The sequence below is a fragment of the Bdellovibrio sp. NC01 genome (genome assembly GCF_006874625.1).
In the GTDB taxonomy this organism is placed as follows: domain Bacteria; phylum Bdellovibrionota; class Bdellovibrionia; order Bdellovibrionales; family Bdellovibrionaceae; genus Bdellovibrio.
The window spans coordinates 321570-342067 of the sequence record NZ_CP030034.1 but is presented as its reverse complement, the minus strand read 5'-3'; the positions used below and the strand labels follow the sequence as shown (position 1 = coordinate 342067).

At 42.3% G+C, this 20498-nt stretch carries 18 protein-coding genes; 5 read left to right on the top strand and 13 right to left on the bottom strand.

Features of this window, described 5'->3' with window-relative positions; genetic code table 11:
* Positions 1-8: 8 nt before the first annotated feature.
* From DOE51_RS01740 to DOE51_RS01730, 3 genes are all read right to left on the bottom strand, one after another.
* Entirely contained in the window at positions 9-1730 is a 1722-nt protein-coding gene (locus tag DOE51_RS01740) for a DUF262 domain-containing protein (RefSeq protein WP_142694883.1), read from the bottom strand.
* Between the two features lie 124 nt (positions 1731-1854).
* Positions 1855-2532, bottom strand: a complete 678-nt coding sequence (locus DOE51_RS01735; RefSeq protein ID WP_142694882.1) for an ATP-binding protein — start codon at positions 2530-2532, stop codon at positions 1855-1857.
* Positions 2533-2544: 12 nt separating this feature from the next.
* Positions 2545-3240: a hypothetical protein gene (locus tag DOE51_RS01730; RefSeq protein ID WP_142694881.1), complete on the bottom strand. Its 696-nt coding sequence runs from the start codon at positions 3238-3240 to the stop codon at positions 2545-2547.
* 254 nt (positions 3241-3494) lie between these two features.
* Here DOE51_RS01730 and DOE51_RS01725 point away from each other — a divergent pair, with 254 nt between their 5' ends.
* Positions 3495-4016, top strand: a complete 522-nt coding sequence (locus DOE51_RS01725) for a hypothetical protein (protein WP_142694880.1) — start codon at positions 3495-3497, stop codon at positions 4014-4016.
* A 71-nt stretch (positions 4017-4087) separates the two neighbouring features.
* Complete coding sequence (locus tag DOE51_RS19410; protein WP_168196365.1) at positions 4088-4438, top strand: helix-turn-helix transcriptional regulator; 351 nt, start codon at positions 4088-4090, stop codon at positions 4436-4438.
* On the opposite strand, the gene DOE51_RS01715 is transcribed toward DOE51_RS19410, so the two are convergent.
* Positions 4435-4782: a hypothetical protein gene (locus DOE51_RS01715; protein ID WP_142694878.1), complete on the bottom strand. Its 348-nt coding sequence runs from the start codon at positions 4780-4782 to the stop codon at positions 4435-4437. The two genes, DOE51_RS19410 and DOE51_RS01715, sit on opposite strands and share 4 nt — an antisense overlap.
* Before the next feature lie 172 nt (positions 4783-4954).
* Between DOE51_RS01715 and DOE51_RS01710 the strand changes: the two genes are divergently transcribed.
* Positions 4955-5587, top strand: coding sequence for a hypothetical protein (locus DOE51_RS01710; protein ID WP_142694877.1), 633 nt, complete (start codon positions 4955-4957; stop codon positions 5585-5587).
* A complete protein-coding gene (locus DOE51_RS01705) occupies positions 5588-6097 on the top strand; it encodes a hypothetical protein (protein WP_142694876.1) in 510 nt (169 codons plus the stop codon).
* A gap of 7 nt (positions 6098-6104) precedes the next feature.
* Here the strand turns inward: DOE51_RS01705 and DOE51_RS01700 are convergent, their stop codons facing one another.
* The 8 genes from DOE51_RS01700 to DOE51_RS01665 form a co-directional block, all read right to left on the bottom strand.
* On the bottom strand, positions 6105-7811 hold the full coding sequence (locus DOE51_RS01700) for a hypothetical protein (RefSeq protein ID WP_142694875.1): 1707 nt from the start codon (positions 7809-7811) through the stop codon (positions 6105-6107).
* A gap of 227 nt (positions 7812-8038) precedes the next feature.
* Complete coding sequence (locus DOE51_RS01695) at positions 8039-8257, bottom strand: helix-turn-helix domain-containing protein (protein WP_142694874.1); 219 nt, start codon at positions 8255-8257, stop codon at positions 8039-8041.
* A gap of 212 nt (positions 8258-8469) precedes the next feature.
* Entirely contained in the window at positions 8470-9681 is a 1212-nt protein-coding gene (locus DOE51_RS01690; protein ID WP_142694873.1) for a hypothetical protein, read from the bottom strand.
* Positions 9682-9693: 12 nt separating this feature from the next.
* Positions 9694-11340: a UvrD-helicase domain-containing protein gene (locus DOE51_RS01685; protein ID WP_142694872.1), complete on the bottom strand. Its 1647-nt coding sequence runs from the start codon at positions 11338-11340 to the stop codon at positions 9694-9696.
* Positions 11327-13081 (bottom strand): ATP-dependent endonuclease, encoded by a 1755-nt coding sequence (locus tag DOE51_RS01680; protein ID WP_168196363.1) that lies wholly within the window; start codon positions 13079-13081, stop codon positions 11327-11329. Before DOE51_RS01680 ends, DOE51_RS01685 begins: the two co-directional genes overlap by 14 nt.
* 112 nt (positions 13082-13193) lie before the next feature.
* Entirely contained in the window at positions 13194-14138 is a 945-nt protein-coding gene (locus DOE51_RS01675) for a hypothetical protein (protein WP_142694870.1), read from the bottom strand.
* A 33-nt stretch (positions 14139-14171) separates the two neighbouring features.
* Positions 14172-15830 (bottom strand): hypothetical protein, encoded by a 1659-nt coding sequence (locus DOE51_RS01670; protein ID WP_142694869.1) that lies wholly within the window; start codon positions 15828-15830, stop codon positions 14172-14174.
* Positions 15831-16232: 402 nt separating this feature from the next.
* Complete coding sequence (locus DOE51_RS01665; RefSeq protein WP_168196362.1) at positions 16233-18899, bottom strand: tail fiber domain-containing protein; 2667 nt, start codon at positions 18897-18899, stop codon at positions 16233-16235.
* 239 nt (positions 18900-19138) lie between these two features.
* Here DOE51_RS01665 and DOE51_RS01660 point away from each other — a divergent pair, with 239 nt between their 5' ends.
* Positions 19139-20002: a TIGR02147 family protein gene (locus tag DOE51_RS01660; RefSeq protein WP_142694867.1), complete on the top strand. Its 864-nt coding sequence runs from the start codon at positions 19139-19141 to the stop codon at positions 20000-20002.
* A gap of 36 nt (positions 20003-20038) precedes the next feature.
* Here DOE51_RS01660 and DOE51_RS01655 read toward each other — a convergent pair whose 3' ends face one another.
* Positions 20039-20437: an SRPBCC domain-containing protein gene (locus tag DOE51_RS01655; RefSeq protein ID WP_142694866.1), complete on the bottom strand. Its 399-nt coding sequence runs from the start codon at positions 20435-20437 to the stop codon at positions 20039-20041.
* Positions 20438-20498: the final 61 nt, after the last annotated feature.

The following is a 20498-nucleotide window of genomic DNA, read 5'->3' as shown; positions in this document are numbered from 1 at the left end:
GCCCCTCGTTAGACATTAATATCGTATTCTTTACGAATCCTTTCGATAACCATTGAATGATTCTTTCTTAAATCATTAAGTGTCCACTGGTCGAAGTTGGCCCAGATCCGCAGAGAGTTTGGATTTGTTTGAATATTTTTAACGAAATACTTTTTCATCTTATCTTCAAAATCCAGCCTTCCAAGAGAAGAGTTTTTGCCTCTTCCCATCAGAATCAGGTTCCCTATCTTATGGGTCCACTCCTCGCGGTCTTGCTCCGAGAAGTTTTTATGCCACTGACTGTCGGTTGAAGGGTTTTGTGGTGCTATATGTTCGATACTTATTGTCTCGGGCAGATGATAAGGCCCCTCCGAGCTGCTATAATAAAAATCGAGTTTAAATAATAAGTATCGTGCAAATTTTCTACCATAAACGTCGCCTTGAACATTCGATAGAAAGCTTTCGTGATCGAATGCAAAGATATTGCTTGAGAGCAAACTATCTATAGACGCGGACTTTTCAATTGCCGTAATAATAGCGGCCATATTTTCGATTCTCGTGGTTGGAGTTTCTCCCGCCACCCAGTCGCCTGAGAATTTTCTATCAAGCATAACCAGAAACTCATAGATGCTCTTAAATTCATATTTATCGAAATATGCAAGTAACGGCGGAATCCAATCAGTCGATGGAAGCGAGTTCGCCATAATCAAAATTAAATTATCGAACTTCCAGTCCATTTCTAAACTTTGATTCTTACCCGAGAATAAGGTGCCGTAATTCTCCCGATGTTTTTCAATCAGCTTTAAGGTTTCGAGCCCCTTGCTTAGGAGCGGTCTTTTTGACCTATTGTCATTTCCATAAATCCGATCTTCAAATTCTTTAAGAAGACTTAAGCGCGCTTTATCCTTAAGAAGCAACATTCTGATGTAAGATAGAAACCTGTCAAAGTGTTCGCCGAATTCGCTTTCAGTGTCTTCCCAAAACTGGCTATATCTCTTTCTATCTAAATCGTTCTGAAGAACACCCAGATTCCAGGCCTTAAGAATATCGCTCTGACTTAACGGCAAACCCCGATTATTTAGGATAGTAAAAAGCTGGAAAGCATCTTCAAAGTCCTCGGTAGCGACATACACCATCAAAACGTTGTTCAAAAGGAATGGAAAGAAAGTGTCAATAGAAGGCGCCTCAGGTGATGAGAAAAAGGAGGTCATTGTCTGAATCGCCTCAGCCATACTCTTTACAGTTACATCATCCGACCTAGCTGCCTCCGCTTTAATGGCTTCAGCATTACAAGTTGCATCTTGTTTCTTAACGAAGGTTTCTAAGAAGTCTCTGGCGCCGTCTCTAGTTTCAAAGAAAATGCGAAATCTTTCTGGAATACGCAAATCGGGGTTGGCTTGCTGATAGATAAACTTCTGACAGGTATCTTTCCGCGTCTGATTGTCTGTTAAGTCTCTTATGACTGCAAAAAGAAGCATCAGCGTAGTTAGACGTTGTTGACCGTCTAACAGGTCATTTTCATCAAAACTTACCGGAGATCTAGTGCCAGCTTTCTTTTGATAAACGAAAGACCCTAAGAAATATTCTCCTGCGGGATTTAGCGTCGCAGCTTGAGATACGTCCTCAAGAAATGTTTCTATTTGCTCACGTCCCCATCTGTAAGGTCTCTGATACTCGGGAATGCGAAACCACAATTCAAAGATACTTTTTACGCTGATTTTGTCGCTATCTATGGAGCCCTTTTTTATCATTTGTACCTCTGGGTGTATAAACTCGTTTTACATTATATTTTAACAGTTACGACCTTTCAACGGCTCGGGGATATACAAAGCTTCCATTAAGACCTTTAACCAGATGAATGTTGTTCTGTAGGGGCTATTTTTTCCAGAGGATTTCTATGCTCTCTCCGAGCTCATGGAGCATGAATCCTTTCTTTATGTAGCCTTGAGTTGCTCGAAAGCTGCGTTCCTTAGAAGCTTCTGAGCATAGAGTGAGTTCGTCGTCGGTTATTGGATCTCTTCTAAAAGTCTGAGTGAAGAAGAACTGTGCCAATTGCTGCTTACCGGAAACAGACATACTTATTTCCACTATTCGAAAATTTTTGTGAGACCATCCCCAAAGATCCGTAACCGTAGATATAACTTTGCAACCCATCCTAGAAACGTCTTCAAGGAAAATTAGCCAGTCCTGAGAGACCCTTTTTCTTAAGGCGAAGTCGATGCAATCGATAAAAATGGTTTTAAACGCATCTACTATAGCTGCACAGTCGAGTTCTAAGGGCATTATCCCTAGCCGAAGGCAGAAACTAATCAGACAATCAAGACTGATTTGTGGACCCTCATCTTTTTGGGCAAACAAGACTGATCCAACCAGGTGAGTTTTTCCAGAGCCTACGGGACCAAGAACAATAAGAGGTTCTACGTCAGATGATTGAAGGTAGTTTTCTACAGCAAAGAGCGCTCGTTCATTATCCGCTATCTTGAGAAAGGGAACTGTTCCGAACTGGTAGCTTCTATCTTTTATAAAATCTATTACTTGATTTGTTTTATTCATAGCTGCTTTTGCTTATGGAGTTGAACCGAAAGTCTTAATCAAATGGATGGGCCGGATACCATATTCTTTGTGAAGTTTTGCAAGGTCTTTCTTTGAAAGGTTCTCGATACTCACGGTAGTTGGCCCTTCAAGGGGCTCAGTCTTGCTTTTGTAGATAAAATCGATCTTAAGAAAGAGGTATAGTGTGAACTCTTTGTCGCAAATACCCTCTCGAATGCTTAATAGGAAATTTTCTCGATCGAAGTCGAATAGATCGTTTGAAAGAAGACTGTCGATAGAACTCGAAGCCTCGATGGCTGATAAGATGGCAGACATATTCTCAACTCTTGCTCGTGGATTTTCCCCTGCAATCCAGTCCCCAGAGAATTTCCTATCGAGCAAGACCAGAAACTCATAGAGCGCTATGGATTTGTACTTATCTAAGTAGGCTATGAGCGGAGAAAGCCACTCTATCGAAGGAAGGCCCGCTGCCATTATCAAAATCAAATTATCGAACCGCCAGTCTCGCTTGGTACCGTCGAAGACCATAACAGAATACTCAAGGTGTTTTTGAATAAACTGAAATATCTCAAGTCGAGTGTAGTCAAATGGCTTAAGAGACTTGCCGCTGTTGTTTTCAACATATCGCTTAAGCTTTCTAAGAGTATTTATGCGAATCTTGCAGTAGTCGTCTATATATGGTCCGTAGTTGGACGTATTCTTTTTCACTATCGTACCTTTTGCAATTCAAACTCATAGGCACGTTCTCTTAGAATAGAGAGCCTAAGCAACGCAGATTCATTAGGCTGATGGTCTATTCGATAAAAGGACATTCGTTTTAACGAACAAAAATCCTTTAAAAGACTTTCGCTTATTGATTTTCAGTTTATTCCGATAGTTTTTCGTAAACTTCACATCTTGTCGTTGCGAAGAGAAAGCACGCCTGAGTGACAAATACAAATTAGCTTCCGAGGTAAGCCGCCATGAAGAGAGTTTTTTCGATCGCTGCAATTCTTATTTCCATGTGTTTCTCTGTAGCATTTGCTCAGGGCCAGCCGATCAAGGTTGAGGACTTTAACCTAGCGCTGGTTCACCCGGAAAACTACCTCTCAAAGGAGATTTCATTTAATGCAGTCTTCTGTCTGCAAAACTATGACACTAACCAACGCATACTCAACATACGAGCGGCAAACTCTATAGACGACTGCTACAATCGTTATATAGATGTTATCCTGACCCAGGATTCGCCAGATTTTGATAAGTATGCCGTCACTTCACCATTGCACTACAAAGACAAAATGCAAGTGGTGGGTTTTTTCAAAGAATACGACAGAAAATATCAAAGCAGGAATAATCAATATATCCAAGTTAGCTCAATATCTGCAACGCCAGCAGAAAAATCTCTATCGTCAATGATTGGAAGTCAGGGATTTCTCATAGGTGGCATTGTAGTTATCGCTCTGTTGGCATTGGTCCGGGTCGCAGCGGCGAGAAGAAAGCAATAGATAAAACGTATAAAAAACCTTTAAACGAATATGAATAGAAAAACGTTAAATCGTTTTGGTATTCTTTTTCCGTGCCTAGAAAGAAACGCGACTCCTCATCGAAAACGCCCCTCTCCCAATTCCTTAGTAAATTACTGAGGGAAAGGGATCTAACTACGAAAGAGCTTGGAGCCATAGCAGGTGTCGCTCCATCGGTTGTTCAGGGGTGGAAGGATGGCGCAATGCCTTCGGAGAACGTCGCTAGCCTCAAGAAACTGTGCAATCACTTCGGTTACAGCTTGTCTTACGCCCTCACAGGGGCGGCTGACGATATTCAAGGCGATGATCCTTTAAAAAACTATATCGAGGATGATTTCTTTGAGGGTTATGCGAAAATTAAAATCACGAAGCTGATTCCCGCTGGAAAGTTCAAAAAGCTCTAATGGTTTTCTCGCTTCAATAGAAAGCTCATGGACAGAAAATCGTTATGGAGCTTTTTTGCGATAAGACGAAAATTCGCATCATCGAAAATCTCACGAATCTCTCGCACAAGTCTATCGTAGTCATCAGAGGATATGCCTTCCGTGATGATTATTTTTGCCTCTAAGCGGTCTTCACCCACATGATGACAAAAAGTTTCTCCGTCTGCGATGGCCTTCAAGGGAAACCGTTTGGCGATAAGGTCCAAGCGTCCTTCTATAGAAAGAAGAACAGCGTGGTCGGCAATGGATAGTTCTGAATAATAGGCATCGAAAAGTTGTTTGGTGAGCATTGATTGTCCAGGCATGACATCTCCTTGCACACCTCTTATGGGAATGTCGTAACAATTGCAGTAGAGATTCATTTACCCCACACCGTATTCGTTTAAACGTTATGAAAGCCTTTAAATGACTTTCTTAATTTAATTCGCGTTTAGGGCCGATATATACAAGGAGAGCTTTCTTCTGAGAGGGAACAGCATGAGTATCAAATTTAAAATAGGCATGATGATTCCTTATCTCGCACTCCTTTTGGCGTCTTGTGGAAAGTTGAAAACAGCGGACCAAGCCAGTCTGGATAGTACGACGCCATCACCAACGCCAGTTTCGGCAACACAAGTTTATACTAATACGAGTGCGTTGATTGGGAACTATCTTGGATTGTTGGGGGCAAATTCACTTCTTGTTCAATTTCCAGATGGTGCGGTCGGCATAATAGATACTGTGAATTATGGAAGCAATATGCCGTTGCTGGGTATTCCGGGAAATCTTGATACTGCCAATGCAGGACTAAAATGTACTTATTCGTCAAGTGACTGCTCTGGGGACTGTCTTGTGCGCATAGAGACGCCAAGGATCTATGGTCTTATGCAAGGTAGTGTTACATACAATGGAAGCCAGTATCTCGTGTACTCAGGTACTGAATCTACTTTTACTTTGGCAAGTGGTTCATCTAGATCATTTGTTCCCGACTCAACGACAGGTGTCCCCACGGCTGGTTCATGCAGCACATTCAACACTAACACTACAGTCGTAAAGCCTTCCAGAGCATTGACTCTTCCAAATGGACTCGCCTTCCCCATACAGGGCTTTAGCTTTCGTTCGAGCAATTAGATGAGCTGGCAGAGCGCTTTGTTTGCAGCATTGATTTTCCTCTATGGCGCTAACGGGTTTTCGCAAGAAGCCCCTATCAAAAAAAATCCGCAGATGAGCTTCATCGTCGTGCGCGGTAGCTACATGAATGTTCATCAAGGCAATGGCGGGGATCTTTCAACAGGCGTGCTAGAGGTTGGTTATCGTCATTGGTTCAATTCAAAAATCTATGGTGCCTTTTCAGGTGGTGTATATCCCTTCTCCGCAGATGGGAGTGAAAGTATTGTGGGTGTCGCCACCGCCGCATACTTGGGATTGAATGTTGATAACATTATGAGGCTTGAATATGGCATAGACTATCACTGGTGGGGGGACGCTATGCCTAGCACGGTTGGAGGTACAGTCCGAGTCTCCGTGCCTGTGCGGTTTTGGAATCTGAATGAGGTCTTTGGTGGCGTGAGCTTCCCCGGGAACTCCTCGGGGAAGACGCCGTCATACATTCTACAAATTGGAGTCGGTAAACTTTTTTAGTAAAGACTTACTCGATGCCCAAGATGTCTTTCACACGCCTTCCATACCTTGCTTCAAGCAGTGCTTCGGGAGTGGTCGCACCGGGCGCATAAACCTTCAACTCGATCTCTGTTTGCAGGCTCAGGTTGTCTTTGGCTGTTCTTCCCGTGAACAGGTAAAGCCCGGGCAGCGAGTGACGCTGAAAAAACGAAGCGTGAATCCTGCGATAAGAAGTCGAACCAAGCTTTTGCTTAAAGAGCTTGTAAGAAAGTTTCGTAATTCTTGTGGACATCCTTCTGTTGGCACTGGGGGACGATGTGGTCGGAATGAGATGTTTCAACCCGCGCTTCTCCAATTCTTCAAGATAGGTTTTGAAAAATGAATAATACCAAGGTGCCAAAGGTGCAGACGCCTTTGGGGCCTTAGTGCGCCAAGCAGTTTTGCTTGGAATGTAACTGATAAAGAAAAAATCCCTTCCATCTCTGCTTTGATGGGCAGAGATGCAGTCTACAGTCAGTGTCTGCACAAGGTCGTTTGGTCTCCATCCGTATTCGACCTCAAGGATGAAAGTCAAAAGGTCACGCTGTTTGCGAAAGGTATCAACACCTTGTGCTTTAAGCTTTAGGATTTTTGCAGATTCTCGCTTGAAGTATTCCATAAACTGCGGATAGAGCCCTTCATACAAGGGCAATCCTGGGCCTTCACTAAGTTTGTCTAAAACACCTTTCTTGTCGAAAACCTCCACAAGCTTTGGATTCAATGACCAGAGATTGCGCTTCATCGTGCTCATATCTTGGCTGTTGAGTGTAAGATGCTCAGTTTTTTCGAGAAGGACCATGCACTTTGAAATGGAGGCAAGTAATGTCTCAGCCGTATTTTTTGTAATGCCGTCGCCGAGTTGATTGCGATGATCGAGATAGTCGGTCACGACATCTGTAGCGAAGGCCTTACTCCAATCCACGTTTGTCAGCTTGATAAATTTGTTATCCACAAGAAAATGCACATAGCGGATAAAGTCGCGGGAAACTTTCTTCCATGTTTTTTCTAAAATGGGCTGCAAGTCGTCTTCCTGCATGGCTTGCCGCAAAGTTTTCTTCTTAGTCGTGCTTTTGTGCCCTTTGAGCGCCAAGGCCTTCATGTCGTCAAAGACGGAGGTCAGTTCTGTCGGTACTGAAAACGTTTGAGCCTCTGGTTCCACATAAAGTTCTCTTTTTCTCAAGTGGCAACGGATCTGCTTGGTAAAGTTATGTGCTCCCTCAAAGGGATCAAAGTCCTTTGTTACAAGGTAGGCTTTAAACTGCGCCAGCTCATCAAAAGACAGCGGCTTCACTTCCCATCCGACAGTCATGATAAAAGCCAAGAACAGCTCTTTAGCCCGTGGTGACGGTAATACGGATGCACTTTCATTATTCTGAATGAAGACCTGCCTCCAAGCCTCGGAGGATTCGTGAAAAAATTGCTTCTTAGGGCTCTCGTCAATGATTTTTCGAAAGCACCACATCAGGTTATTGATGTAGGAAGCGCTCAAAGCTTGGCCGTTATCGCGGCGTTGCTTTGCCAGAAAAGAACGGAACTCAAGTTCCATGTTGACGATAGAGTAGTCATCAAGATCAAAGCACGCATCAAGCCACTTTTCACAGATACGCAAGTATCGCAGTAGTTCTCGATTGTCTGTTTTTTCTTGTAGCGCGCTTACGCCCCCGCGCCAGTCCGCCGTATAGTTTGATTTTGTCATAATGCCTCCGATGCGCATGTATGCGCACGTTCACACCGTTATGGCCGAAAAAACAAAAAATGTGACTGTCGGTATAATGAAACTTGGACCCCAGTTACACCTCGAGACCCTCACACAATTTTTTTTGGTCCGGCCTTTTTGAGTGATTTTGCGACGATATGGCGACACCCCTCCATGTGAGAGATCGCACGGAGGGGGGAGCGCCTGATATTGCTTATAAAGCTGATCTACGCTGACGCTTGATCATCCTTACTTGCCCTGATCTCAAGCTTGAGAGCGCTGTGCTTGAGCGCTTTGTAAGTCTCCAAGGCTTCACGCGTAACGCGATAACTGCGCTTGCCTGGGCGATAAGCGGCGATTTCTCCGGTGCGGATAAGCGCTCTAACTTTTGCTGCGGAAACGTTAATTTCTGCGGCGGCTTCTTTGACACTAAGATCTTGAGACATGTCGTCCTCCTTGATGTGGAGGGAAAAAAATCTTTCCCCTATAGGTTTTAGTCGTCAGCACCTCCGCATGCTGCATTGCTCAGGAAACTATTTTTTTAAATCCAATACAGCGGTCCTGATAGACGTACGACTGACTATCATTGGTTCCGCTTTCATTTGGATTTAAAGATGCGAAGGCATCTTAGTGATCTCTTTGGATAATGATTTTTTATTTAGGTCAGAAGGAATGCCTCGATAAAGTCACGAGAAAGCTCGGTTACTTCCTGTAAGTTTGGAATTCCCTTGATTGCTGAAGATGGGTGTCCGTAGCCATTTGTTGTCCCGTATGGCACTACGAAATTTTTGACATTCTGAAGAACTTTAAGATCTTGAATATCAAAATTCTTACCTGACCCATGATGGGGTATTTGAAAAGTAATGATTCGATCAACAGTTGGCCTGATTGTGTTATAGAAATTTGTTTTTGTGAGACCATGTTTAAGATCAACGTCTCCCGTGCCTATCCAGTCAACATGATCCACTTTGCTAAAAGAGAAATTTCCGCCCAAACAACTGAGATAAGAATATCTACTTTTCACATGGTAGTTAATCAACAGGCATAATGAGCTGCGATTCACATTTCCAGCAATCACCTTTTGTAAGCCGCGAAGATCTTTACGTACCTTCTCAAAGGAGTTGCCATTCTTCAAATCGTTTAAAATATCCTCGCAGTTTGTAGTTCCAAAATGCAGCTGACATGCTTTCATGAAATCTTGCGGATGAAAAAGATCTTGTTTGAAATAAAAAGGCCTAAAGGAAATTCTGCCTCCAGCTGGCCCCAAAGATAAAACTCCTTCGCTTCCTGAATGCATTGTGGGATTTATTCCAGATTCCGGCCATTCTAGATGAGGACGATCGGTGGAAAAGGTATCCTCCGTATTCTCTAATAGCGGCTCTTCAAATAAAGGCGTTCTCTCTGAGTTCATAGGTTCCACTTGTCGAACTACGGTGTCAGCGCCAAAAGTTTCTTTTAACCACGTTTGAGGGTCTAAAAAGAACGGAAGTAGATTTTCAGCGGCTCTACTGCCGATTGTAAAGTCCACCAAAGAAATTATGCGCTCTTGATCATTTAGAGCTGGAATAACAAATTCTTTGACGGAAATACCTTTTTTCTTGAGAAGTGGGATTCCATTAACGTGATCTTGATCAAAGTGAGAAATAAAGACCACATCCACGGTATTATTAGTTATCGCTGGGAACATACGAGGACGCATGAATCGGTCAATAGCTGAGGCAAGTTTACTCTGACCTCCCAAAGATCTACTTCCAATGTCATATATCCATCTCATTGGTTCGTTAGGAAAGAATATTGTTCCTCCGTGGAATGCGCCTTGACCAGTGGCAAACTGAATCCGTTCATGCGGTAAAATCTTTCCTGATTTCATATTTATCCGAAACTATGATTTGATTGATTTAAAATAGCCTAATAAGTGATTTTGTCCTAAAAATTGCGATCTCTTGCCATCTTGCTGTTGATTTTTGGCGTTATATCTTTTGTTACCTACACAGAAAATTACAATGTCCTTAGCCCTCGTAATTCCCACATAGTGCAAGTTTTTATCTTGCACTAGTTCCTTTTGGTCCTGTTCCTTCATCCATTTGAAACCAGGCATTACCCAATCGTATAAATCCAAATGGAAAACGACTCTAAACTCGAGACCTTTTGATTTATGCAAGGTCATTAATTGAACCTGATCTTTATTTGGAGGAATAAATGAGCTTAGGTAAATTTCTGTCGATACTGTCTGCTGAAGTTGTTCCACTGCCTTTTTGCTTTTATCATTGGGCAGAATTTGTACGGCGAATGAAACAAGTTGATCGAGATAAGTAACCAAATTTTGCGGATCTAGGGCTATCTGGTTCTTTAACAAGAGGAGTTCCGAACACAGACGAGAGAAGAAAACTCCATTGTCATCATTAGAAAGATAATCCTCCAAAAGATCTAAAGCGGAAATATCTCCATTTAGGAGATAAGTAATCAACCTTTTAAAAAATAAACACCATTTTATATTGTATTTATCCAACGGAGTTTCTTCAGGAAGAAATGTATCTTGTGTGATATGTTGTCGAACTCTTGCAAGACTTGCGTTGTTTCTAGATAAAATCGCGAAATCAGAATTGTTTTCGATTCCGAATTTCTTCTGAATTCTTGGAATAGCATCAGAGATCCATTCTCCAATTTGTTTTTCATCGCCATCAAGCTCACGCAAAAATACACGAATTTCATCCACTGTTGGCAATCCAATAACGGTTGGATTAAGAAACTTAGTTGCATAGTTTGCAATGCTTTTGTGACATCTATGGTTAACATCAAGCGGATAAGTTTTAAACGAACCATTCGTAGTTAAGCTGTTTAAGTATGCCGGATCTTTTTTTGAAAAGGCGTATATAGATTGATTCAAATCGCCTACAGCAACTCCAATGATGCCAAGTTCAACACACTCAATGAAGAACCGATGTTGATCCCATCCGCAGTCTTGATATTCGTCTATAAAAATGTGAGTAAATCGAGACCGTAGGTATAAAGAAACGGACGGATTTATCTTCAACAAATATAAAGCTAACTTTCCGAAAAGTTCTAAAATTATCTCTCCGGTTAAATATAAGGTCCTAAGGGTATTAAAGTCATCTTGAGTAAGGGATTTTGATTGCTCCATCACCTCAAGCGCAGTACCGAACTCTTCGAAAAAAGCTGATTCCGCTATTTTAACAAATTTGATTTCAGTTGTAGCATTTCCAAACATTTGCCGCATGAACGGCATAATGATCTCACCGACAAAAAATGAGTCTATCGTTCCGAAGAAGCTATTCTTAACGTCGGATGACATTTTAAGAGCTCTATGTTTAAGTTCATCGCTGGCCTTATTTGTGTATGATATCGCAATGATTCCCTTGTACCACGGTAGGGTGCTGACGATATCTCCAATCTTCCTAGAGATAGTAAAAGTCTTTCCGCTCCCGGGAGATGCAATTACCGCACAGTTTCCGTTTTCTTCAAGAATTTTGATTTGCTGTGGTGTGGGATCTTTCTTAATCACCACCATTTTTATCCTCAATAATTTTTTTGCATGTCAGAAGTGGGGCTAGTAAGACTTCCGCTTTGATCTTCTTAAGGCTCTCGCTTTTCTCGGATAGAAAATTGAACATTTCTGAAGCTTTTCTTTCCTGCATACTTATCAAAAGATCCTCGTCGTTATCGACTTCGTGATATTCAAGCAGGTCTTCATTAATCTCACTGTTTATTAGATCCAGCTCCAAGTTTTCAGAGCTCAAAAATATATTTCCTTTCCTTAGAGACTGACGAATTTCTGCGATTTGATCCAACATATTGTCTGGCACTTCTGGAGTGGGGAGATTCTTTATAGTGTTAGAAACTTTATCGAACAATTCGTTCAATTCTTTATTTTCTACATAAACATTAGTATAAAGCGAGTAAGCCCTTTGCAATCCAGCGCATCGATAAGTCTTCTTTCCTTTGTTCTTAAAAAAATCAAAATCCGTTCTAAGAACCCAAGGAATATTTAGGTGTTCATAAATTTTAATATACTGACTGAAACTGAGTCCCTCGACAGAAACTATTGCCATGTTCAGACGATCAAGATCAATTTTCTTTTCCTTGGCAAGAGCTCTATAGAAAGATACTTCAGACATCCCCTCCACCAGTAATACGGCAGAGGAAAAGAAAGATTCACAGTTGATCGTATTTAAGCGATACCCCAGTTCCATAACTGCATTTTTAAACTTTCTAGAGCATCCATCATCTGCAGCTTCCGTTGCTGGTCCTGCGTTAAACAGACTGACTATGGAGTCTGCTTTAAACTCAGATACAATTTGCGGAGAGTGTGACGTTATCAAAACTTGACCATCTAGTTTTTCAACCAGGTATCTGGCGAGCTTTCGTTGCTGATGAGGGTGCAGATGGGCTTCTGGCTCCTCTATACAGAAGATGGAAACCTGAACAGAATCAACAGATTCTTGCGTAAGAGAGTTTGCCCACAGAGCTAAGAAAACCTGATTGTTTCTTCCGTCGCCACCGAGGTTAACCACTTTTCCATCAACTTTTGCGGCAAGACTTAGGTTCTCAACAAATTTCTTTGTGTCAGCCGTTTTAGGATCGAAAACTACTTCATTAGTACTATGATGCTCTGATAGAGACGAGAGCTCTTTGTTCAGATCTTTCGTAGCTGATGAAATGTAGCTCAAACTGCTAATTGCATCATTGACCTGTATCAATGATTTTTGAATTTTATCTATTGAAGCATCATCACTTTTTATTTCGGTAGCGTTACGTCCTTCTTTTGCTCTTTGAAGAAGTTTTTTGCGCTCTCTAGAAATATATGTTTGCAGGTCTCTATAGCTATTAATGAATTTAAGATTGAGAAATCGCAAATAATTCCTAGTCTCAATCTCCTCAAATTTTTCTTCATCTGCCCCGATAAATATACGATATGGAGTTTCTGGCACATCTCGATATCCTTCGTATCGAATGACAAACTTTCCCTCCGCAACATTACCTCTTAATTTAGATAACAGAACTTCCTCATCGACATCTTTGAAGTATAGTGTAATTGATGCTGTAGCAGTGTCTTCGAAGACATAAAAATCTGAGTCATCAAGCTCCAAAGCGAGCTCTGACAACCCTTTATCCAAAAGTAATCTGAGTGCGTATAAAAAATTTGATTTCCCAATGTCGTTCGGCCCGATGACTAATGACTTCTCGTTTAAGTTAATTTCACAATCTTTAAAATTCCTAAACCCTTTTATATGCACTTTATGAAGAAGCAAAGTAATCTCCCAATCGATAATAATCGGGATTTAATTTACATCTACAACGCAATTATGTTTAGTCCAGACAGAGTGTTTTTGGTAAATCATGGACTATCCATAGGTCCTGATGCTATTTCTTTAGCTTATCCTGCTGAACTTTGAAGTCGGCATCTGAGGCAATTTTTGTAAGCGATTTTGCAACTCGATCAGGATTCTTAGCATAATCAGCTTGAATGAGCTGCCATTGGCGGTCTGACATTTCCATTTCTTTTAATAATTCTTTAGGCCGATCAATAAGAAGATATTTCCCAAACTCAGGGTCATGAATGGAAGTTCCTGTTTTAAGTTTTCCTTTTAGGCGAACTTGATATTCCTTGTGATATTTGAATTCGTTCGGAATCATTGCTGTATATATTAAAATTGGGCCGATTTTTGCGTAACCAATTAACTTTTTAGGGTTATCCAGAATCGTAATTTCCGAGGCTCTTAAAACATAATGATTAATATTTACTGGAGCATGAGCAGGGAGGCGCCCTTCTCCCTCCGCTACATTTTGCAAGAAGAATATATAAGAGCGCCACTCTCCAGTTGTTTCACGGCGTCCAAGAAGAAAATCTCTCCAAACCGAAATGGCTTTTTTGATTTCCTCGAATTGATTTGCAGGCAGCTCTTCACTTTCATAGGTGGAAATAAGTCCTCTCCATTGCAATGACAGACAAAACTTTAAAAGCCACGAATCATATTCGATTTCATTCACAATCAGCTGAGCGACAGCATTTTCAGAAAGTTCTTCCTTAACATAGGGATGGAATACCTTAGCGGCAAATTCACTTTCCCAACGAGAAAAAAGCTGTTCGCATTGTCTACATAACAGCGGAATTTTCGCACCATCTTGCACTCTTCGATTTGGACTTTCTCCGCTGCGCAAAAATCCAGTTGCAGATGTATCCTTCTTCCATTTAACAACAAACGCAGGAATAATATGACTAACCTCAAGGACGTTGGATTCCTGACAAAGAGCGCAGTAATCGCTTTTCAACCCTAGCTTTTGCAAGAAGTTTTTATGAGCATTCATCTGCAGCTTTTCCTTTTTTCCAAGCTTCTGCCTTTAGATATCAAATTGAAGTCCATGCTTAAGTAATAAAGTGATCTGCCCGCAAGGTTCAATTCTTATACATGAAACTAGCGATTTTAGCACGTTGCGACGATCTTCAAAGTTCGATAGCGGCAATTGATTTTTAATAGATTCGATGAGGACATTAAAATCAATCTTTTCGTTGCTATCATTGAAGCTCTTGAGCTCTTCCTCTGCAGAGTGAAGATACTCCGTAATTCTCTTCTGCTCTTGCAAATTCTCTGAGTTTGCAATTAAAAATTGCTCCTCACTCAACAGCCCCTTGCCTAAACGCCTGGCGAGATTCTTAGAAATCTCCTTCAATCGGGTTAGATCATTAGACAAGCCTGTTTTCGCAGAAGATAAACTTTCTTTCCTTTTTTGAATTTGGTCTTCTTGCTCCAAGTTGTTTGCTCTTGAAGGTAAAAATTCAGGTTCAGTCAGGAGGCGGACGATTTCATTCCAAACAAGTGCATCAATAACCTTAGAGCTGTGACACTTGTTCGCAGAACATCTAAATCCGCTCGTTTTCTGTTTTCGTGCACAAGTGTAGTAGAGAGTCGGCGGATAATGGACCAAGCGTTTTTCGCGTTTTAAAAACCTTTCTGTGTCCTTTGGGCGAGCAGCTAAAGGTATGCCACATGCTGAGCAGACAAGAAGATCTTTACAAAGATATTCATGTTGAACATTTCGCCTCGCCCATTTTCTTCTTTGATTTCGCTTGAAGCAAAGATTTTCCCAGTCCTCATCGGACAAGATTCTGGGCACGCCAACTTCGTATGTTACTCTCTGTTCGTTGCCATTTTTAAACTTCGGATTTCCTACCTGATCAGCTTTCTTTAATTTAAAAATGATTTTTCCACGGCACGTATCTGAAGCAAAAATGGCTTTAACACCACTGTAATCGATACCGTGGCTAATTGATCGCTTGGTAATTCTTTTTGTAAAGCCCGCACTCGTAAGAGCGCTAGCGACTTCTTTATCTGGCACTCCACCAGGACTCAATTCAATCAAACCTTTCATGCTATCGGGCATATCATCGTAAATCTTACCAATCGAAAGACCTACCGCGCAGCGAATGATTCGGGCCTCTTCGGGCACAAGCTCCCATTTCTTTTCTTTCTTATTCCAGTTCAAGCCAAAGGGAGCCCTGCCTGTTGGCGGCCTTCCTTCCGACGTCAAACGCGTGATTTTGGCTTCATGACATTTTCGAAGCATAGCGCGCTTATCATCAGCACCCACGGCAGATACAATCTCCATCGCTAACGAACCAGTGGATACTTCACCGTTCTTTGTGATAACACGCACACCATTCTGTTCGATAAGATCAAGAACACGTCCGCGAAACTCACGGGAACGAGCACGGAACAGACGATTCTCCTCATCGACATAGATCGCATCTACTCCTTCGGTTTGAATCAAAGTCATTAAACGATGAAAATCGGTATCCGACTTCCACTCTTCAAGATTATAACCCTCGTCCTTAAAGTACTGATCCTCCTGCTTGCCACCAGGAATACGCTCGTACAAATCGAAGGACTTTGAAAGTACCGTCCATTGTAATTCAAACGTCATGATTTGACGTTGAACTGTGTCGTCTTCTTTCTGTCCCAGGGTAGATACTCGGAAGTATGGAGCCATTTTAGGTTTCACTTGCGGCCCCCTTTTCTTTTAGGGCACACAAAACCTTCCAAAGCTTTCGAAAGTCTTCTTGAGTGAAGGGATTTGTCGCGTCGGTTGCTACTTTGACGCGAAGATTGTACTGCGGATTCGGATGATTTTTTTTGCTCATCCTCTATCTTGTGGTTCGTGCTTTGCGTCTTCAGCATTGCATCAGGCGGAGGTGTCTTATATTTCACCTGAGCCACAATTTTTTTGTCGGAGGAGATGTTATCAAGCCTTGATAAGGGTTGATAACATCCGTGTATAACTTTTTGAAATTGTCGAAAAGTTCGACTGAATTTTGGCGCCATCGCGAGCCTTAAACTCGGGTCTCGCGGTGTCAGTTGACGCTGCTATTTCGCCATTTTTGGCCCCGTGTTCCTTTAATAGAACTCAATAACAAAAACCTGCGCTTGGATCTTTCATACATAGGTATTTCTTTAGCGCTGCGTTTTCGGCTTTTAGACTTTCTATTTCACGTTGCTGCAATGTCTGTCCCTGAAAAATCTCTTTAACAGCTGCGATCAGCGGCGCCACCAGTTTCGCATAAGAAACACTTTTATAACCATCCGAAGCTGTATTCACTGCCTCTGGAAAAACTTTTTCCACTTCTTGTGCGATCACACCAATATCGTGAGTTTTTTCATGCGCAGTTGGTTGCTGAATATCTTTACGCCAATCAAATTCCACACCACGCAGTTGCATGATCTTGGTTAACGGATTTTCAAGCGCGCTGATATTTTCTTTTAAGCGAATATCAGAACTCGTATCCCACGATGTCGCTAGTGCCGAACCATTTACTTGAAACAGTGCCGTTGGTGAAGTTCCACTGCCAATCGCAACATATCCTGCCGGTGTGATGGTTATCGCCGCATTGGTCACTCCTGAAGATGGAGAATTGCTTGTACCAAGATACATATAAGAATTACCGCTCATATCCTCAAGCACCCCAACCCTGGAAATGGGCGTATTGTTGCGACCAATAAAATCTAAAGAAGAAACTTTCGCAAAGGTCCCCGTATTAACAATCGCAAGTTGGCCGACATTAGTGCCAGTGAAACCCGTGTACGGCTGACCAGCGACTTGAGTTTTTCCTGCAAGATAATTTTTCGCAGAAGGATTTTCTTGATAGATACCATAGTGAGTCGTGATACTGCCTTCAGTTCCTGACGTTGTCCCTAAGTGAAGATCATAGGCCGTCGTGATCGTACCCGAATTTAAAATCGGACTTACTTTGACTCCATAGGCAGTCGTCGTTTTTGGCACCGCAGCTGTGTTCACGTTTTGATGACCATACGAAATATTCCCAGCTACCATCGTCGCAACCGTGCCACTGTCATTTGAATTAGTAGCGACATTATTACGAAGGCTTGAGGCAGCAAGAGCAATTTGACTTCCCGAGTTTGAAACACTTCCCGAGATGACTCCGTAATTCCAAATCTGCGCGGCGTAAGTATCATTTGTTCCCGTCGTTGTTGTGCTTGGATAAAATGCTGAATTTGTCTGTGTACCGCTTGCATTAGGTAAAGTGCCGTAAATCGTTAACGGTGATGACGGAATTGTGGTGCCGATACCCACACGCCCGGCTGAAGTTATCCGAACTCTTTCTCCGATAGTATTTCCCAATAGAGTATGAAAGCTCATGAATGAATTGCGTGATGTCGTATCGTCAGTCTGATCATTTTCCCAAGCTCCAGCAATAAGATGTGTCAGTACATTCGTACCCGCACCGAATCCCGCAAGATTAAAAGCTAATTGCGAACCAAAGTTAGTCTTCGGAGCCGCAGCATCAAGGCGCGAACGCTTCAAAGTGACGCCAGGTTTAGGCGTATCACTGTTATCATTTCGCTCTGTCAAAAGAGGCGTGTTCGCTGTCGCCACTGCATGTATCAACATCTGTGGAGTTGACGTTCCTACACCAATAAATCCATTGGAAGCAATCGTCATCGCATTTGAATTATTAGTTTTAAAAATAAGCTTGTTAGCATCATTCGTCCCTAACACAGCATCGGCCGCAAATGAGTTTCCTCCGTTAGAGAAAACTCCGCTAACCTGAGAGCTTGCAATCGCAATATTGGTGCAAGCCAAATTATCAGTCGCTGCTGTCCATGTTAAAGTTTGATTCGCAGTACATCCAACGCCGCCAAAAGATTGAGTCCCCGTCACGGTTGATCTTAAATCGAACATGCTAATGAAACTTGGCGACCAATTCGCTCCGTTATAACGTAAAACTTCTCCGCTATTTGGTATTGCAGCTGCAATTGAAACACCCCGCAAGCCGACAACGGAAGGACCGGGGTATACACCGCTTAAATCCCCACTGGCCGTAGTCCCACTCTGCATCGCATTCACTATTCTGGAGTCATTACCTGCCGCGACTGTGTTTGCCACAGTCCCAACATTAACTGTTAAAACAGGCGTCGTTGTTCCCGTTGCGACCGTCAGATAAGAGTTCGCTGAAGTCACATTCGTAACAGTCCCACCGCTGGTACCGGAAACTCCTGCGCATGTTAAGTTTGTCCCGTCCCAACTTAGGAACGTTCCGGTCCCACATACCGGAAGTCCCGCTTTTGCTAAAAAATCACTCGCTATATTATTACCTAATTTCTGCGCTGATTGAGCATGCAAAGCATAGGGTACCGAGCGAATGATGTTGTCCGGTGAAATAGCTTTCCAACCTGTACCGTCATCAAAAGACACACGTAATCTGCGGCTATCGTTCGCACTAGGCGTGTAAGTGCTTGACGAGTTGGAACATGTATAAGAGTTGCCCGAAGCAACGCAATCCGCACAATTAAAAACCGTCGAGTTACTGAAAGCCTCTAAAACAGAAGAGCTTAATGGAAACTGCACGGCTCCGGCTCCTATAGGAACATCGAAGACGCCGCCCGAGTTCGTCATATTAATTCCACTAACTTGTTCTTGATAAATGATGCATTGACCTGCTGGATCTGTAATCTGAAACAAAAAATTTACGTTGGCGTACTCTAATGGCACACCATCAGTTCGAACAATACGACCTTGGTAAGTAAGACTTTCTAGAGTTGCCTCAGAGCGCATTCCCCACAAGCTCAGCAGAACAGCCAATCCTATGGCTGTTCTTAGTTTCCTAATGAGCGTTCCAAAAAATAAGTACATGACGTCCCCGAATTTAAATTTTTTGTGTGCAAGTAGCTTTTCGGGGCATTAACAAGTGAGTATGAGGCTACAGCCTTCATCTTTAAAAATATCCGTACAGTATTGCTGAACCACCATGAATTCTCGTTGAAAACGACGACCACTCCGGCAAGATATCTTTCATGGACAACAGCCTGAACACGCCTACACGACCTCAGATCACGGAATACACGGACTATCGTCTTTATCTTTCAGATTTCTTTGCATGGAAGAAGTTCGAGTCACCGCACTTCACACATCAATATTGTGCAAACAAACTTGGAACAGCGAAAAGCTATCTTTCACAAGTTTTCAAACAGAAAATTCATATCTCAATTGATCGCGCATCTGATATTGCAAAACTTTTTGATCTTTCCGACTTCGAAAAACAGTTCTTTATCATCATGATTATTCAAGGCTTGGTCACAGATACAGATCTGCAAAATCATTTTCGCGGAGTACTTGGACGAATTCGTATTAACGAAGAAGTTCACGGCCTAAAGTCATTTCGTGAAAAAGTAAACTCCCCCGTCCCTTATGCAACTTGGCTTCCCGTGACTATTGTTGCAATGGCGAATCTTCCAGAGTTTCAGGCCAACGCCGAATGGATTCAAAAACATCTATCCGACAGTGTTCCCTTAAGTGAAATCACTGATGCGTTAAAGAAGGTCATAGACACGAAAATGATCGAATTTGATGGTCAAAGATATCATGAACCAGAATCTCATTACAGTCCCGACCCGAATGAGATCAACAGTCATCGCAGATTTATTCCCGGCGCACAAAAATCGATCGACATCTTGATGGGAGACTTAGTCCCCCACAAGCCTGCGCTATTTTTCAACGGCGGCCTGGCCATTTCACAAAATGACTTCAAGGAAGTTGCTGAAGCTTATTATCGATTTATTAATGAGTTGATGGAAATCAGTAAGAAATCTAAAGATCCGCAACGGGTCTTATTTGTTTCAAATAATTTGTTTCACGTCACGAAGCCGCAGCAACCTTAAAAAGCCAAGGCGACGACGAAGTTCTGGCAATTTAACTCATTCGTGATTTTCCAGATAACTCTTTATCTTATCCCAATTGTACTTACGCCAACCCAGTTCAATCGACGGAATCATTTCTTTCGGCACTCCCCGATGAACCAAAACAAGTTCCGTCCCATGCTTACCCGTCGGCTTCAGATTAAAAGTCGCCATCGAGAAAATTCCTTCAGGAAAACTATGCCCCCGCCAAGCTTGCACTATTCTTTTATTACGAACCAGCTCTACAATGATTCCGGTCGCTTGTCCGCCGTAAACTGAGAATGGCGCTCCGGCAGATTTTCCAATCGAAGCTTTCTTCCCTGTCAACGAAGCATATTTTTTAGAATCCGTAAGCAAACTATAGATAACGTCAGGAGGCGCCTTAAAATGAATTTTTTGTTTGATCGTTTTGCACATCGAATCCCCCTAAAAAGAATATAAAATAACGTCATCGCCAACTCTACACTTCATTTAGTTG

Bases quoted from the DNA above. Each gene is read 5' to 3' on its own strand.
- DOE51_RS01655 (WP_142694866.1), bottom strand. From the start codon at position 20,437: ATGTGCAAAACGATCAAACAAAAAATTCATTTTAAGGCGCCTCCTGAC.
- DOE51_RS01700 (WP_142694875.1), bottom strand. From the start codon at position 7,811: ATGACAAAATCAAACTATACGGCGGACTGGCGCGGGGGCGTAAGCGCG.
- DOE51_RS01690 (WP_142694873.1), bottom strand. From the start codon at position 9,681: ATGAAATCAGGAAAGATTTTACCGCATGAACGGATTCAGTTTGCCACT.
- DOE51_RS01740 (WP_142694883.1), bottom strand. From the start codon at position 1,730: ATGATAAAAAAGGGCTCCATAGATAGCGACAAAATCAGCGTAAAAAGT.
- DOE51_RS01725 (WP_142694880.1), top strand. From the start codon at position 3,495: ATGAAGAGAGTTTTTTCGATCGCTGCAATTCTTATTTCCATGTGTTTC.
- DOE51_RS01715 (WP_142694878.1), bottom strand. From the start codon at position 4,782: ATGCCTGGACAATCAATGCTCACCAAACAACTTTTCGATGCCTATTAT.
- DOE51_RS01695 (WP_142694874.1), bottom strand. From the start codon at position 8,257: ATGTCTCAAGATCTTAGTGTCAAAGAAGCCGCCGCAGAAATTAACGTT.
- DOE51_RS01735 (WP_142694882.1), bottom strand. From the start codon at position 2,532: ATGAATAAAACAAATCAAGTAATAGATTTTATAAAAGATAGAAGCTAC.
- DOE51_RS01705 (WP_142694876.1), top strand. From the start codon at position 5,588: ATGAGCTGGCAGAGCGCTTTGTTTGCAGCATTGATTTTCCTCTATGGC.
- DOE51_RS01710 (WP_142694877.1), top strand. From the start codon at position 4,955: ATGAGTATCAAATTTAAAATAGGCATGATGATTCCTTATCTCGCACTC.
- DOE51_RS01660 (WP_142694867.1), top strand. From the start codon at position 19,139: ATGGACAACAGCCTGAACACGCCTACACGACCTCAGATCACGGAATAC.
- DOE51_RS01665 (WP_168196362.1), bottom strand. From the start codon at position 18,899: ATGCGCTCTGAGGCAACTCTAGAAAGTCTTACTTACCAAGGTCGTATT.
- DOE51_RS01685 (WP_142694872.1), bottom strand. From the start codon at position 11,340: ATGGTGGTGATTAAGAAAGATCCCACACCACAGCAAATCAAAATTCTT.
- DOE51_RS01675 (WP_142694870.1), bottom strand. From the start codon at position 14,138: ATGAATGCTCATAAAAACTTCTTGCAAAAGCTAGGGTTGAAAAGCGAT.